The 14502-nt window shown below is 46.1% G+C and carries 22 protein-coding genes; 19 read left to right on the top strand and 3 right to left on the bottom strand.

The features are described 5' to 3' along the window. The first annotated feature begins 104 nt into the window (after positions 1–104). Positions 105–530 (top strand): IMPACT family protein, encoded by a 426-nt coding sequence (locus tag RS881_RS14125; RefSeq protein WP_315824476.1) that lies wholly within the window; start codon positions 105–107, stop codon positions 528–530. A gap of 319 nt (positions 531–849) precedes the next feature. Here the strand turns inward: RS881_RS14125 and RS881_RS14130 are convergent, their stop codons facing one another. Further along, complete coding sequence (locus tag RS881_RS14130; RefSeq protein ID WP_315821666.1) at positions 850–1743, bottom strand: 3-hydroxybutyryl-CoA dehydrogenase; 894 nt, start codon at positions 1741–1743, stop codon at positions 850–852. Positions 1744–1978: 235 nt separating this feature from the next. Between RS881_RS14130 and RS881_RS14135 the strand changes: the two genes are divergently transcribed. The 6 genes from RS881_RS14135 to RS881_RS59445 all read left to right on the top strand — a co-directional run bounded on the left by RS881_RS14135 (position 1979) and on the right by RS881_RS59445 (position 6482). Then, complete coding sequence (locus tag RS881_RS14135) at positions 1979–2173, top strand: hypothetical protein (protein ID WP_315821667.1); 195 nt, start codon at positions 1979–1981, stop codon at positions 2171–2173. Between the two features lie 527 nt (positions 2174–2700). Further along, positions 2701–2982, top strand: coding sequence for a helix-turn-helix domain-containing protein (locus tag RS881_RS14140; protein WP_315821668.1), 282 nt, complete (start codon positions 2701–2703; stop codon positions 2980–2982). A gap of 33 nt (positions 2983–3015) precedes the next feature. Beyond that, positions 3016–3786, top strand: a complete 771-nt coding sequence (locus RS881_RS14145) for a metallophosphoesterase (protein ID WP_315821669.1) — start codon at positions 3016–3018, stop codon at positions 3784–3786. 365 nt (positions 3787–4151) lie between these two features. Beyond that, positions 4152–5705, top strand: a complete 1554-nt coding sequence (istA, locus tag RS881_RS14150) for an IS21 family transposase (RefSeq protein WP_315817931.1) — start codon at positions 4152–4154, stop codon at positions 5703–5705. A gap of 19 nt (positions 5706–5724) precedes the next feature. Further along, entirely contained in the window at positions 5725–6414 is a 690-nt protein-coding gene (locus RS881_RS14155; RefSeq protein WP_315814079.1) for an ATP-binding protein, read from the top strand. Next, the gene (locus RS881_RS59445; protein ID WP_350339967.1) at positions 6366–6482 is read left to right on the top strand and encodes an ATP-binding protein; all 117 of its coding nucleotides are present in this window, start codon (positions 6366–6368) and stop codon (positions 6480–6482) included. The genes RS881_RS14155 and RS881_RS59445 overlap by 49 nt, the downstream gene beginning before the upstream one ends. Positions 6483–6607: 125 nt before the next feature. Here RS881_RS59445 and rhuM (RS881_RS14160) read toward each other — a convergent pair whose 3' ends face one another. Together rhuM (RS881_RS14160) and rhuM (RS881_RS14165) are read right to left on the bottom strand one after the other, a co-directional pair. Beyond that, on the bottom strand, positions 6608–6865 hold the full coding sequence (rhuM, locus tag RS881_RS14160) for a RhuM family protein (protein WP_315821670.1): 258 nt from the start codon (positions 6863–6865) through the stop codon (positions 6608–6610). 8 nt (positions 6866–6873) lie between these two features. Continuing rightward, positions 6874–7560 carry a RhuM family protein gene (gene rhuM, locus RS881_RS14165; protein WP_315821671.1) on the bottom strand — a complete coding sequence of 229 codons (687 nt, stop codon included), beginning with the start codon at positions 7558–7560 and terminating at the stop codon, positions 6874–6876. Between the two features lie 157 nt (positions 7561–7717). Between rhuM (RS881_RS14165) and RS881_RS14170 the strand changes: the two genes are divergently transcribed. The 12 genes from RS881_RS14170 to RS881_RS14225 all read left to right on the top strand — a co-directional run bounded on the left by RS881_RS14170 (position 7718) and on the right by RS881_RS14225 (position 14501). Continuing rightward, on the top strand, positions 7718–8671 hold the full coding sequence (locus RS881_RS14170; RefSeq protein WP_315821672.1) for a hypothetical protein: 954 nt from the start codon (positions 7718–7720) through the stop codon (positions 8669–8671). 128 nt (positions 8672–8799) lie between these two features. Further along, complete coding sequence (locus RS881_RS14175) at positions 8800–9375, top strand: AlbA family DNA-binding domain-containing protein (protein ID WP_315821673.1); 576 nt, start codon at positions 8800–8802, stop codon at positions 9373–9375. Further along, the gene (locus RS881_RS14180; RefSeq protein WP_315821674.1) at positions 9353–10258 is read left to right on the top strand and encodes an ATP-binding protein; all 906 of its coding nucleotides are present in this window, start codon (positions 9353–9355) and stop codon (positions 10256–10258) included. The genes RS881_RS14175 and RS881_RS14180 overlap by 23 nt, the downstream gene beginning before the upstream one ends. Positions 10259–10314: 56 nt before the next feature. Beyond that, on the top strand, positions 10315–10593 hold the full coding sequence (locus tag RS881_RS14185) for a type I restriction-modification system subunit M N-terminal domain-containing protein (RefSeq protein ID WP_315821675.1): 279 nt from the start codon (positions 10315–10317) through the stop codon (positions 10591–10593). Beyond that, positions 10512–11291: a class I SAM-dependent DNA methyltransferase gene (locus RS881_RS14190; protein ID WP_315821676.1), complete on the top strand. Its 780-nt coding sequence runs from the start codon at positions 10512–10514 to the stop codon at positions 11289–11291. Before RS881_RS14185 ends, RS881_RS14190 begins: the two co-directional genes overlap by 82 nt. Beyond that, entirely contained in the window at positions 11288–11818 is a 531-nt protein-coding gene (locus RS881_RS14195) for an N-6 DNA methylase (protein ID WP_315821677.1), read from the top strand. Before RS881_RS14190 ends, RS881_RS14195 begins: the two co-directional genes overlap by 4 nt. Beyond that, positions 11805–12140, top strand: coding sequence for an N-6 DNA methylase (locus RS881_RS14200; RefSeq protein ID WP_315821678.1), 336 nt, complete (start codon positions 11805–11807; stop codon positions 12138–12140). Before RS881_RS14195 ends, RS881_RS14200 begins: the two co-directional genes overlap by 14 nt. Then, the gene (locus RS881_RS14205; protein WP_315821679.1) at positions 12137–12877 is read left to right on the top strand and encodes a restriction endonuclease subunit S; all 741 of its coding nucleotides are present in this window, start codon (positions 12137–12139) and stop codon (positions 12875–12877) included. The genes RS881_RS14200 and RS881_RS14205 overlap by 4 nt, the downstream gene beginning before the upstream one ends. Next, positions 12874–13347, top strand: a complete 474-nt coding sequence (locus tag RS881_RS14210; RefSeq protein WP_315821680.1) for a restriction endonuclease subunit S domain-containing protein — start codon at positions 12874–12876, stop codon at positions 13345–13347. Before RS881_RS14205 ends, RS881_RS14210 begins: the two co-directional genes overlap by 4 nt. Positions 13348–13501: 154 nt before the next feature. Next, the gene (locus RS881_RS14215) at positions 13502–13843 is read left to right on the top strand and encodes a type I restriction endonuclease (protein WP_315821681.1); all 342 of its coding nucleotides are present in this window, start codon (positions 13502–13504) and stop codon (positions 13841–13843) included. Then, positions 13831–14199 (top strand): type I restriction endonuclease, encoded by a 369-nt coding sequence (locus RS881_RS14220; RefSeq protein ID WP_315821682.1) that lies wholly within the window; start codon positions 13831–13833, stop codon positions 14197–14199. The genes RS881_RS14215 and RS881_RS14220 overlap by 13 nt, the downstream gene beginning before the upstream one ends. Before the next feature lie 41 nt (positions 14200–14240). Continuing rightward, positions 14241–14501: a hypothetical protein gene (locus RS881_RS14225; RefSeq protein WP_315821683.1), complete on the top strand. Its 261-nt coding sequence runs from the start codon at positions 14241–14243 to the stop codon at positions 14499–14501. The last annotated feature ends 1 nt before the right edge of the window (position 14502 follow it).

Consider the following 14502-nt stretch of genomic DNA (forward strand, 5'->3'; position numbering starts at 1 on the left):
ATCGCTTTTGCCTTTCCCATCAATACCATTGAAGATTTTAAACAACGTCTCGAAGAAGTAAAAAAGAACATCCCAAAGCCACCCACCATTGCTTTGCTTACCGCATTGGAACCGATAAGAATATTTACCGCGTCAGCGACGATGGCGAGCCCTCCGGCACCGCCGGCAAGCCCATCCTGGGTCAGATCGACTCGAAGGAACTCACCAATATACTCATTGTGGTGGTACGCTATTTTGGCGGCACCCTGTTGGGCGTACCCGGACTGATCAATGCCTACAAGAGCGCCGCGTCCATGGTCCTCCAGCTCATGCCCGCCACCCAGCGTTTTATTGAAGTACCGTATATCGTTCAGTTCGATTATTCACAAATGAATGAAGTGATGATCGTAGTCAAACAACTCAATTGCACCGTACTCGAACAAGACCTGGGCCTCTTTTGCCACCTGCGTATTGGCATCTCCAAAGCCCGCCTCCAGGAAGCCCTCTATCGTTTAAACGATATCCGCGGCATTGAAGTGAAAAAAGTGTAGGTATCAGGTAAGCCGGAAACCAGAAGCTTGAAGTCTGAAGTCCTAAATTGGAGGCCTGGGCATTTTTGCACCGTTAGGTGCACAGCTTTGTAGGTGAAACAGGTAGCGTGTTCAATGCGGCGCCGTAGGTGATGCGCCTATCAGTCGCTCGCCTCTGGCGAGTGAGGTGATTTCCTGGCCTCCGGCTACAAACCCGGCAGTAATCTAAAGGAGCCTGTCAAACCGACTTCAAAGTAGATTTATTTTTCTGTCACTCGCTCGCCTTCCCAACTTTCCGTTTTCCCGTCTTTCGGACTTTTCCGACTTCCCGACTTCCGGACTATTCAAATCTTTCACTCACAACGAGCTCCTTGCTCCCCGCCGTATATTTATAAAATCCCTCCCCACTCTTTACCCCTAGATAACCTGCTGTTACCATATTCGTTAACAGCGGACAAGGCGCATATTTCGGATTCCCAAAACCGTCATACAATACATGCAGGATTGAAAAACACACATCCAGTCCAATAAAGTCCGCCAGTTGCAACGGTCCCATCGGATGCGCCATCCCCAGTTTCATCACCGTATCAATTCCTTCCACACTCGATACCCCTTCATACAAACTATAGATCGCTTCATTGATCATTGGCATCAGTATCCGGTTCGCAATAAATCCTGGGTAATCATTTACCACGCAAGGCACCTTACCCAGATCCTTGCTCAGCTGTACAATTTGTTCCGTTACCCCTTTATCAGTTCCATACCCGTTAATGATCTCTACCAGCTTCATCACCGGCACCGGGTTCATAAAATGCATCCCAATTACTTTATTGGCCCGTTTCGTAACCGCGGCAATTTTAGTGATCGAGATCGACGATGTATTACTCGCCAGGATCGCCCCGGCTGGCGCCACGACATCCAGTTCCTTGAATATTTTAAGTTTCAGCTCAATATTTTCCGTGGCCGCTTCTACTACCAGTTCCGCTTCTTGCACCCCTTCTGCCATGATCGTGAAGGGCGTGATATTGGCCAGCGTACGCGTTTTCTGTTCTTCCGTCAGGCTCCCTTTGGCCACCTGCCGGTCCAGGTTCTTACCAATCGTTTGCAAAGCTTTTTCCAGTTGCGCACTACTTACATCAATGAGGTTTACCCGGAAGCCACTTTGTGCAAATACATGCGCAATCCCGTTGCCCATCGTGCCGGCTCCGATAACCCCTACTTGTTTGATCGACATGAATCGTTTTGTTTGAATGATACAATATGACTAAGCCGGGCAAATGTAGGGATTTTAGCCTCTTTGTAGCTGTCTTACACTCGCTCGCCTCTGGCGAGAGAGGCTATTTTGTAGCCTCCGGCTACCGGCGCCCTTCACTCGCCAGCCTTCCCGGCGCATGCCGGGATGAGCCTCTTGTATTCAGTCGCCAGCCTCTGGCTGGTGACGCCTGTTTCAAAGCCTCCGGCTTTGTAATGTGGTAAAAGAAGCCTCCCTAAGCCACCTTGTAGGGTGGGTCTCGAAGGGCGGTTCACCCTCATCTACCATGGCCATGGCCCTCGTCGTCAACCTGGCTGCCTTGCCCACCAGGATCACCATTCCCGTATTATTCCTGAGCATCCTGGCCGATCTCGTGGTCATTGCTGCCGCAATCACTATCGCCATTCACTAGTATCTTCCCCAACCCCCACATACCCATAAAAAAAGCCGCAACAAGTGCGGCCTTTTGCCCCTTAGAACTGATCAAAGGGATACGGATTAAAACAGAAAACTTCCCCGGGCTCGCCCGGCTTTCCTTAAAGGGCACTTTACGATCCCCCAATAGGATAAAGCACCCTGTACGGTTAGCCAAAACTCACCCGCAGGAAGTCTTGCTGATTTCCCATTGTTCTCATCGCCTGTGCAAAGATTTGTTATACCAATACCTTGTAGTTAAGCATCCCATGCGTACAGTGGCCGGTCCGGCGCTACAACTGTCAGAGTTTTCCCGCTTCGCAGGACTGAGCCTTTAGGCTGTCGGGCCGAGCCTGTCGAAACCTCGCTCGATGCCTTGTTGCCTATTTATTGGTTGGGTTGGTCAGCGCCAGAAAATGACGCTGGAAGGTGCTGTCATATGTAACTGCAAGCAAGATACAAAACTTATTCATATATCAACGGATTCGTTGACGTATTTTTAATTCATAGGGATAACATTGGCCTATGCCATTCAGCAAGAAAGACAAACTTAAACTTAAAGTACTCGGCCAAAGAGTGAAAGACCTGCGGTTGGAAAGGAACTTATCCCTCAAGGCAATGGCTCATGCCATTGGTAAAGATCCACAATCTGTCCATCGCCTCGAACAAGGCGGTGTCAATCCCGGTTACCTCTACCTGCTGTCCATTTGCGAAGGATTGGAAATCGACATCATCGAATTATTGAGGGTCTGGGAGAAGTCTAGCCTGATCCTCCATCCTTACTGGTTGAATTTCTTATACAGGTAGCCTTGTACTTCAAGTGGCCGTACCACTTTACTTTTGCCCTATGACCATCCAGTACGCCTCCGATCTCCACCTCGAATTACCAGAAAACAAAAATGGCTGGCCGCCCATCCCATCCGGCCCGTAGCCGATATCCTCGTCCTCGCGGGCGATATCATCCCGTTTATTGCAATGGACCAATGCAACGACTTCTTTACCTACCTGTCCGATCATTTTCAGGCTACTTATTGGTTGCCCGGCAACCACGAGTATTATGCCAGCGATATCCTGCAACGCAGCGGCTCCTTTCGCGAAGCCATCCGCCCCAATGTGTTTCTCCTCAATAACCAAGTCGAGCAACTGGCAGATACCACCCTCATCTTTTCTACCCTCTGGTCACATATCAGTCCGGCAGCAGAGTGGAACATTGCCCGCGCCGTCACCGATTATCGAATCATCACCCGCAATGGTCAACCCTTCCGCCCCTTGCACAGCAACCGTCTCCACCGAGAGTGCCGCACATTCATCGAATCGGCCGTTGCCGCAGCCACCACGCCCCACATCATCGTCGCTACCCACCATGTGCCTACCTTCCAGCATTATCCCAGCCAGTTCCGCGGCTCCATCATCAACGAAGCCTTTGCCACCGAAATGGTTGAATTTATTGAGCCCTCACCCGTCACCGCCTGGATCTATGGCCATCACCATACCAATACGCCGGAGTTTATCATTGGCAGCACCCGCCTCCTTACCAATCAATTGGGGTATGTGCGCAAGCGCGAGTACTATGGCTTCAGCAGCGAGGCCATTTTAAATCATAGTCGTTGAATTAAGCTGTTACACTGTATTCTGTCGATTGTCAACTTGTCGAGGGGTATTCAGGCCCCGTTAGGGCTCCAGCTTTGTGGAAATGAGTGTCAACAAATTTCATTTGCCCTGTAGGGGCAATCCTCTACCTAGCTGCGATCTAAAGGAGCCTGTCGAAGGGTTTCCAAAGGATATTAAACACATTGTAAGACGGCTTCGGTGGGACCCAGCCCGACATTGTAATCGGCAACTACAACTACACAGTTTTCGGCAATCAGGAATACATAGAAATCGGCAACAACTGATACATAGTTTTCGGCAACAACGGTGCAGAGAAATCGGCAACAAAGAGTGCAGAGCTTTGTGGGTTAATCAATACCCCATTCATGGCGCTGCCACCGTATTTATCGAAGCTTATGACGTATCACGAAGTACACAGATTATCGAGAGAAGGATTTTCCATCAGTTACATCAGCAATCACCTGGGTTTAAACTGGCGTACTGTAAAGCGCCTGTTGGTGGTAGAGGATGACCGTGATTACGAGGAGATACTGCAACGTGGGGTAGAAAAGGATTGTATATTGGATCGCTACGAAGTGTTTATAAAGTTGAAGCTGGAGCAGTATCCCGACACCTCATCGGCACAGATGCACGACTGGCTGAAAGAACATTACCCTGATCTGCCTTCCGTATCTGTGAGAACCGTATTTAATTACGTATCCCGTGTACGCCAGCGGTACCAGTTAGTGAAAACCGAAGGGGTACGGGTGTATGAGATGGTGCCGGAGACACCTTATGGAGCGCAGGCACAGGTCGACTTTGGGCAGTACAATATGCGTAACACACAGGGTGGTAGGGTTAAAGTATACTTTTTTACACTAGTGCTGTCAAGATCCCGGTATAAGTACGTCTTTTTCTCACAGGAACCCTTCACTGCCATCACCGCTATAGAAGCCCATGAGCATGCCTTTGCCTTTATAGAGGGACTGCCTGATACAGTGGTATACGATCAGGACAGGTTGTTCATTGTAGATGAGAATAAGGGAGATCTGATCCTTACTGAACAGTTCAGGGCCTATAGCAGCCAGCGTAAGTTCAAGCTGCACTTCTGCCGTAAATCCGATCCGGAAAGCAAGGGAAAGGTAGAGAACGTCGTAAAATACGTAAAACAGAACTTCCTGTATAATCGCTCCTTTAGCGATATAGATACCCTGAATGCAGAAGCACTGGCCTGGCTAAGCAGAACAGCCAATGAGTTACCCCATAGTACCACCCGCAAACAGCCCATACAGGAATGGATCATAGAAAAATCCCTGCTTCATCCTTATACGCCACTGGTACTGCAAGGGCCTAAAGGAACGCTTTATGCCGTTCGTAAAGACAACAGCTTCTCCTATAAAGGCAACTTCTACTCTTTACCTTCCAGCACCTATCAGGGACGCGGCAGCCAGGTGCTGCTGGCAAGGCAAGGCACCTGCATTGTTGTCTATAACTTAGAACACCAGGAACTCTGCCGCCATCTGATCAGCTCTGGCAGCGGAGAGAAAATTATTAACAATGATCATCGCCGAGACAAGAGTCCTGCTATACAGGAGCTGGAAGACCAGTTCTGCTCACTGGTCAGTGATGCTGAAGCTGCCGGCAGGTTCATCTCTGCCATCCGGCAGGATAAACCTCGTTACATACGCGACCAGTTACTGCTGCTGATACAGGTGGCGCAGCATTGCCAACCGGTTATTGCAGCGCAGGCATTAGCCTATTGTCTGAAGATTGGAGCAAAAGGAGCTGCCGACTTTAAATCAGTGGTGCTGCATCTGAACAACGAGCTGGAAGATCAGCAAGCCCCTGTAGTGTACCTCAATCCACTAAACCACAAAACACCCACAGAGGCACTAATACAGCCTGACACCAGCTCTATTAACGATTACGATATGTTTTAAACACACACAACAGCAATACATGGAACAAAAACAAATGATCAGGCAGTACTGCCAGCAGTTTAACATGACTGGCGTAAACAAGGTAATAGACGAACTTATTACCGATGCGGAAGCCAGGGCGCTGGGGTATATTGATTATACCCTGGGCTTCCTGACCACCGAAGCAGAGTACCGCAGGCAAAGAGACATCAAAAAGCGGCTAAAACTGGCCACCCTGCCCCGATACTGTGATCTGGCAGCTTATGACCCAGCCTTCACAAATGGCCTTAGTATTACCCGGCTACATCAATTACGGGAGCTACACTGGATGGATCAGATTTTTAATATCATCTTGATGGGGCCATCCGGTACAGGAAAAACATTCCTCTCGGCAGGACTATGCAATGAAGCGGTAAAGAAAGGCTATAAGGCTTACTTCCGCACTATGGACACACTTATCGGCACGCTTAAGATGAAGGAGATTACAGCCTCCGCAAAGGCTGAATACAAGCGTCTTTTAAACGCCCACCTGATTGTAATAGACGACATCATGCTGTTCCCCGTAGAAAAGAAAGAGGCGGTATTACTGTTCAATTTTATTAACCAGGTTTATGAAAAAACATCTTTCATTATTACCACCAATAAAAACCGGCGGAATGGGCACAGATGCTTAATGATGAGGTGCTGGCAACGGCACTACTGGATAGGCTACTATACCAATGCGAAGTGATTAACCTCACTGGAAAGAGCTACAGGCTTAAAAATCGCAAAACTATTTTTGAAGAACAGAACAACTAAATCTACTTTTGAGCTCTGCACTCTTGTTGCCATTTTTGTGTACTCATTGTTGCCGAAATCTCTGCACTCGTGATTGCCAAAAACTCTGCACTTTGGGTTGCCGACTACAACATTCATGTCTTAATTCAATGATATTGCATTTTAAATTGCTGATAGGCGTTTTCTGCTAGTTGCTTGGCTGTTTCCGGAGTCACATCGCCCGTATCTTTCAGCACTGCATATTGATTGAAATGTAAAAAGCTGTCCAGTTTGTCAATCCAGTCATGCATTTTCATGGGCACCTGGCGTGCAGCCTGGTTTTCTGCATAGTACAGGAACATCGTTACGATCCTTCTTAATGCTTTCATCTCTTTTTCAGTTAGGTAGTTTTTGGCAATGTTCACGTCCGACTTTACAATCCGTCCCCTGGCGCATTTTTCCAGGTTTGCAGTCCCATATGCGGCACCATGGCATTGGCTCTTTCGCCTATCAGCTGCGCAGCTGTTTTGCCCGTCACCGCCCAATGCAGTTTATTCTGTACCGTCCTAAAGAAGTCTTGCGTGATGGCTGCATCCTGCGCATAATCAATGCTGCACTCCTCGTAGATCGCTGTGATTTTTTGATAACACTGTTTCTCACTGGCCCGTATGGCCCTGATGCGGACCAATAGATCATCAAAATAACCTTTGCCCAGGCGGATGCTTTGGTTGGCACTTTCGTCGCCCCATACAACACTTTTAATGGCCAGTGCCCGCAAAAGCGTAGTCGCCCAAATATGGAACTGCGTAGCTTTTTTGCTGTTTATCCGGTAGCCCACTGCAATGATAGCGTCCAGGTTATAAAAATATACCTGGTACATCTTACCATTGGCTCCAACCCGTGCAAATGTTGCACTTGTTGAGCGTTCATCCAGTTCGGAGCTAGTGAAGAGGTGTTGCAGGTGTTGAGTTATTGCGCTGCTGTCTACACCAAACAGCTCCGCCAGTCTTTGCTGGTTAAGCCAAAAAGTATCCCGGGCATACAAAACCGCTATCTTCGCCTGCCTGCCCGCTAATTGATAAAAAACAAGGTCGGAGAAGGATTGATTATTTTGTTCCATAACGCATAAAGGATTAGGTAAAATGGAATGAATTGATTCTTAAATTTACTAAAATATTTAGTTATTTGTATGCAAGCTCCACCATTTATTTTGATTCCTAATAGCCTGTAAACCAATGATTAAAAGACAAACATTCCCAGTAGAGACTCTCCAAACCATGGCTTGGTTAGTAGATAAAATAATAGATTGGGCCCTTGGGGGTAAAGCCATAGCCCTTGATGGTTCGAGAGCTGAATTAGGAACCTATTATTTTGCCTTTGGTTTCGATAACGCCATCACTTCTTCCTGCGGCGTTTATGCCTTCCTGTATAAGCGATTAGGGACAAAAGGACTGCTTTTGAAAAATGGCCATGAGTTGAGGGAGATAAACAGACCCTATTACCAGTCTGAAGAATATGAGTATCCCGCTGCTTTTATCAGCTTGCCTGGTGGTCGAACCTTGCTGGCTCATTGCCCGAAGGAATATTGTCGCCTCGATTTTGAAGATGTTGAAACAGCGGAGATATTGACCCATCATCCCGATAGAAAACCGGCAGACTTCTTTCACTCCCGGCTGGAAGTAAGCCCCGGCAATAGATCCTTGTTGAGTAAGGGCTGGCATTGGCATCCCTGGAGTGCTATTGAACTATTTGATATTGCCGCCTGCCTGGCCAATCCTGTTTTGTTAGATAAAGGATCCGAAGTGCCCGGTCTCGGTTTAGAGATCAACACCGCCGGTTTTATCGATCAGGAACAGGTACTCGTAGGATCATCCATAGGCGAACCGTTTGATGATACCAACAATTCCGTCCCGCCCCTACACCTGGCCATCTGGAATACCAGCGCCAATACCGTGTCAACGCCCATCAAAGTCCAGGGCGAATTTGGTAATGTTTTTCCCATCAATCAACGTTATTGCTGGGACCTCTACAAATACCCCAAGGTCATCGACCTCCAATCCGGTGAGATCATAGCCAGGGCAGAAGATATTAACACTGGTGATCAGGATTCCTCCCTCATCGGACACCTCGCTGATGAACTGCCCTTGATGGCTTATAACTCAACCACAAAACAGCTGGCCATTCGCCAAAATGGAGTGGTGGAAGTGCTGGGGTGGGAGGTAGGCTCCTAGGCTATATTTCCTCAACAACATTGCGGGAGGGTTTGTGCAGGATATTTAGTATACTTGCCCGTTTTTGATCACGCTGTAAGAGGTTTAAATTGTTGCACCCTACAAGAAAAAGACAGACCGGATTTTCAATGAAAATAAACGAGCTCATATACCAACCCGAGGGCAGAAGATTGGAGTTTAAGCAGGAACTGCCGGCGGTGGCAGATCTGGCTAAAACCATCGTGGCTTTTGCCAATGATGCTGGTGGCGAACTTTTTATTGGTATCCGCAATGACCCCCGCGAAATCGTAGGTATTCCGGAGGATGATCTGTTCAAAGTAGAAGAACAGATCAGCAACTTCATTCATGATCATTGTTATCCTGTCATTGTGCCCGATATCTCCTTTCATGGTGATGATGGTGCCAGGTTTATAAGAGTGAATATTTTCAGGGGCAGCAATTTCCCCTATTACCTCAAATCAAAAGGCAAATTAGAGGGCAGCTATATCAGGGTCGGATCTTCCAATCGCAAAGCCGATGCGGAGATTATTGCCGAGCTCGAACGGCATAGGCGTAATGTTTCTTTCGACAGCGAGCTGGTGCATGACAAACAGGAGACTGATCTCAACGTGCAACCCTTCAAGGCTTTTTCAAAGAAAAACCGGCGAAGAGCTGAATCTAACGGCATTAAGAAAGTTAGAGTTGCTGAAAGAATACCATGGTGAGCATTTGCCCACCAATGCCTGCTTACTCTTTGCCGATTACAGCAGCCGTAAGGAATTCTTCCCCTACTCAAAAATAGAATGCGCACGCTTTAAAGGTACCTCCACCGATACCTTTATTGATCAGAAGACAATCGACGATCATATCGGCATCCAGGCCGAACTAGCCTACGATTTTGTATTGCGTCATATCAACAAAGGCGCTACCGTCAACGGCGTTTATACAAAAAGCAGGTGGGAATATCCCGTGGCGGCTATTCGCGAAGCGCTCCGGAATGCTGTCGTACATCGTGATTATTCATTGACCGGCAAGGATATCAAAGTGGCCATTTATGATGACATGGTTGAAATTACCAGCCCCGGTAAGCTTATGCCTTCTATTGATTTTAACGAACTCGAAGCCCGGCAGTCCGATATCCGAAATAAAGTAATTGCTCCCATCTTCAAAAAGATCGGGGTGATTGATCAATGGGGCAATGGCTTAAAGTTGATAGCAGCCGAATTAAAAGCCTACCCCGACATTGAATTTAAGTGGTTCGAAAAAGGGCTTTCTTTTCAGGTACAGTTTATAAAGAAGAGTTTTACTAGGCAGCCAGAGTTGCAGCCAGAGCTACGGCCAGAGTTGCAGCCAGAGCTACAGCAAGACGCATTGTATGGGACTGTTCTTCGATTATTAGGATTTAAACCAATGAATACCAAAGAAATAGCTACACGGTTGAGTCAAAAGGAAATCTCCGGACAGTTGCGAAAAGTGATTCGGAAGCTCCATTCCGACCGGTTAATTGCATACCAAATACTCGATAAGCCTACTCATCCGTCCCAAAAACATCAAATTACGGAGCAGGGAAGGGTTTTATTACAATTGCTTGAAAAGCAGAGAAAATAACACAGTTGACAGATTGTAGGATTTGCTCAAAAACTAAATAACCAGACCACAACACAATGACAGCAGAACAATTAAAAGCCCTGGAAGACAGACTTTGGCAGGCAGCGGATAGGTTGCGGGTGGATAGCGGGCTAAAAGCAAGTGAATATGCCACGCCTATCCTGGGACTGATCTTCTTGCGTTTTGCCTCCATACGGTACAATAAGGTAAAGCCCCTGATTGCAGATGAACTGAAAGCGCAAAAGGAAAACGAATGCAGCGGGAGCCTCACGAAATTGCTATCGAAAAATGTGGTTTTTATCTGCCACCCGAAGCTGAGTATGATTACCTGCTGAAGCTTCCAGAAAAAGAAAATATTGCCAAAGCCATCAAGGTGGCAATGGAAAAGATTGAACTGTACAAATCCGAATTACAGGACAGCCTGCCCAAGGATGAATACTTTAAGCTGATTAAGCCGGATGACAATACCCTTCCTAAAACCTTGTTGAAGATTTTTGCCGATATTCCGGATGATGTAACAGGCGATGTATTTGGTAAAGTATACGAATATTTCCTGGCCGAATTTGCCTTGGCCGAAGGGCAGGGTGGAGGTGAGTTCTTTACTCCTACCAGCGTAGTAAAGTTAATGGTGGAAATCATAGAGCCCTACAAAGGAACCATTTTCGATCCGGCCTGTGGCAGTGCCGGTATGTTTGTCCAAAGCTCTTATTTTGTTGATCGCAGGAGGGAAGAGTTGCATGATACCGATACCAAGGACCTGATGGTATATGGAGCCGAACGTACGCCGGAAACCGTGAAACTGGCCCGCATGAACCTGGCCGTAAATGGCTTGCGGGGAGAGATCAAACCCGCCAACAGCTATTATGAAGATCCTTATGAAAGCTATGGTCGTTTTGATTTTGTGATGGCCAATCCGCCCTTTAATGTGGATGATGTAAATCTGGACAAAGTAAAGGGGCAGTTACGCTTTAATGAATACGGTATTCCACAAAACAAAACAAAGTCTGCAGCCAATAAAAAGGCAAGGATGTGAATACGGTGCCCAATGCCAATTACCTCTGGATAAACCTATTTGCCACTTCATTAAAACCCAAGGGAAGGGCTGCCCTGGTAATGGCCAACAGTGCCAGCGACGCCCGTAACAGCGAAGCCGATATTCGAAAGAACCTGGTAAAAGATGGGGTGATTGATTGTATGCTCACCCTGCCCAAAAACATGTTTTATACCGTTACCCTGCCGGCTACACTTTGGTTTTTCGACAAAAGCAAGGCCGGAGCTGAACACAAGGTGTTGTTTATTGATGCCCGCAATATATTCCGTCAAGTTACTCGCGCACTGCGGGAGTTTACCGAAGAGCAGGTGCAGAACATAGCCACGATCATGCGATTATTCCGGGGCGAGACCAACCGGCTTACTGAACTGTTGGATAAATACAAAACCCAGGCTATTGATTTTAAGGACCAGGTTGCCGTACAACTAAAGCTAGTAGCAAAGCTTAAAAAAGAGCAGCCAAAAGAAGAAAAAAAAAAAGCGTTGGGAAAAGCAGGTGGAAGATGCTGAAAAGGAGCACAAATCATTGCATGATAAACAACTTTATTTTGAAGCACAGATCCAATGGTGGCACGATCGGTTTCCCAGTGGTGTTTATGAAGATGTAACCGGACTTTGTAAAGCCGCCACCTTGGCCGAAATAGAAGAACAGGATTGGAGCCTGAACCCAGGCCGTTATGTGGGAGTTGTAATTGAGGAGGATGGGTTGACGGAGGCTGAGTTCTTGATGGAGATGAAGGAGAGGCACAAAAGGTTTGAAGAATTAAGAAGTTTGTCGAAAAAGTTGGAAGATACTATAGAAAATAACTTGAAATTTCTATCACTAAAATGAAACATTGGCAATCACGTAAGCTCGGCGATATTTTAACGTTTAAAAGGGGGTATGATCTTCCCGAAAGGCTAAGAGTAGACGGTAAATATCCTATAGTTTCATCGTCTGGGATATCAGGCTCTCATAATGATTTTAAAGTTCATGGGTCATGTGTAGTTACTGGGCGATATGGTACATTAGGAATAATCCATTACGTATCTGGTAAATGTTGGCCTCTAAATACTACTCTATATATAAAGGATTTTAAGGGGAATCATCCTAGGTTTATATATTATTTACTTCAGACTCTTCATTTGGAAGAATTTAATGGAGCTGCTGCTGTTCCTGGGCTAGATAGAAATGTTTTGCACAAAATACACTGTATTTTCCCTATAAGCATTACTAAGCAAAAAGAAATCGCCTTTGCTTTAAGTACCTATGATGAATTAATAGAAGTAAATAACCAACGTATAAATCTCTTGGAAGAAACCGCCCGAGAATTTTACAAAGAGTGGTTTGTTAGGATGCGGTTTCCGGGATACAAGCAGGCAAAATTTGTAAAAGGGATTCCAAAAAATTGGGCAATAAAGCCAATAGGAAAAGTAATCGATTATAGCATTGGAGGTGGATGGGGAAATGAAATTCAGAATAGTGAGTTTAATACCTCTGGGTATGTGATTCGGGAACGGATCTTCCAAAAGTCAGGATTGGTTATGCTAACAAGGAGGTGTATCGTTTTCACAAAGCCTCCAATATGAAATCAAGGCAGCTTATGGAGGGAGATATTGTATTTGAAACAGCAGGCGGAAGCGAAGGACAGCCTTTAGGCCGCACCTGTTATATAACGCAAGAACTATTAGATGCGTATGGCGATAAGGTAATGGCAGCCAGTTTTTGCAAGCAGATCAGGTCGACAACTATACCTTCTCTTTATCTTTATTATTTTATTGATTATTTATATGAAACTGGAATGATTGAAACTTTTCAGATCCAGTCAACTGGTATTAGTAACTATCAGTTTGAAGCATTCTTAAAGTTTCAACAAATTGTCTTACCTGAAAGTAATCAAATGCAGTCTTTTCATGACCAGATATTACTGATTCAAAAACAAATAACAGTTTTGGGGAGTCAAAATACCCAACTCCGCCAAATCCGCGACCGGCTCTTGCCTCGCCTGATCAGTGGCAAGCTGACCATAAAGGATGCCCTACCCGAAAACGCGGAATAAGAGGTACAATGCCTGAACGTGCGGCCCTGGTTGAACTTTTCGCAAATAATCCCTATCTTAAAGCTTTAAACGCTGACTCTCAATGCCGTCAGTTCGGTTAAGCTTGCCTGCAAAGGGAAAAGCTGGTCAGCTCATTAAGTGATAAAAGCTACGAATGGCCAATTTCATTTCCGAAGACCAGATCGAAAAAGCGATCATTGAGGTTTTTGTAAATAACCTCGGGTATCGCCATCTAAATTGTTTTGACAAAGATACCACTGGTCGGGTGGATGAAAAGGATGTAGTGATAAAACCCTTGCTCAAACAAAAACTGCAGGAATTAAACAAGGGCCTTCCCGAGGCTGCAATCGAGGATGTATATAATCAAATTTGCCACACACGGTTAGATAAGTCCGATATCAGCGCTAATAAAGAAATTTATAACCTTATCAGGAATGGCAAGCTGGTAGAGGTCAACAATGCCCAGGGCAAAAAGAGCAATTCATGGTACGGGTAGTCAATTTTGATACCCCCACACAAAACGATTTCCTGGTAGTATCACAGCTATGGGTGCAGGGCCAATTTATCCGCAGAAGGCCCGATTTACTGGTATACTTGAATGGCATCCCGGTAGTTTTTATTGAATTGAAGAACAGCATCGTCGCTTTGCGGACAGCTTACGACGACAATGTTCTAAACTACCGGAAAGATATTCCCCTCCTTTTTCATTACAATGCGCTGTGTATATTAAGCAATGGATTGGAGACGAAGGTGGGCAGCTTCAATGCCGGCTACGAGCATTTCTTTTATTGGCTGAGAGATAAAGATGAAAAGCAAGTGCCCGATAAAAGCGCATTCAGCAATATGGCGTAAGCCTCGATTATGCCGTACTGGGTATTTGCGAAAAGAAAAACTTGCTCGATTACTTTGAAAACTTTCTGCTGTTTTACAATGATGCGGTGAAGATTGCCGCCAAAAACCACCAATTTTTAGGAGTTAATAATGCCATCAACAGTTTTTCGGCCCGGTTGCAACACGATGCCAATGGAACGGATACCGGAAACAAGGGCAAATTAGGGGTGTTTTGGCACACCCAGGGAAGTGGGAAGAGCTACAGCATGATATTCTTTGCCCAAAAGATTTTCCGCAAATTTACCGGCAACTATACCTTTTGAT

The sequence above is a fragment of the Paraflavitalea speifideaquila genome (assembly GCF_032395985.1).
GTDB classification, from domain to species: Bacteria; Bacteroidota; Bacteroidia; order Chitinophagales; family Chitinophagaceae; genus Paraflavitalea; species Paraflavitalea speifideaquila.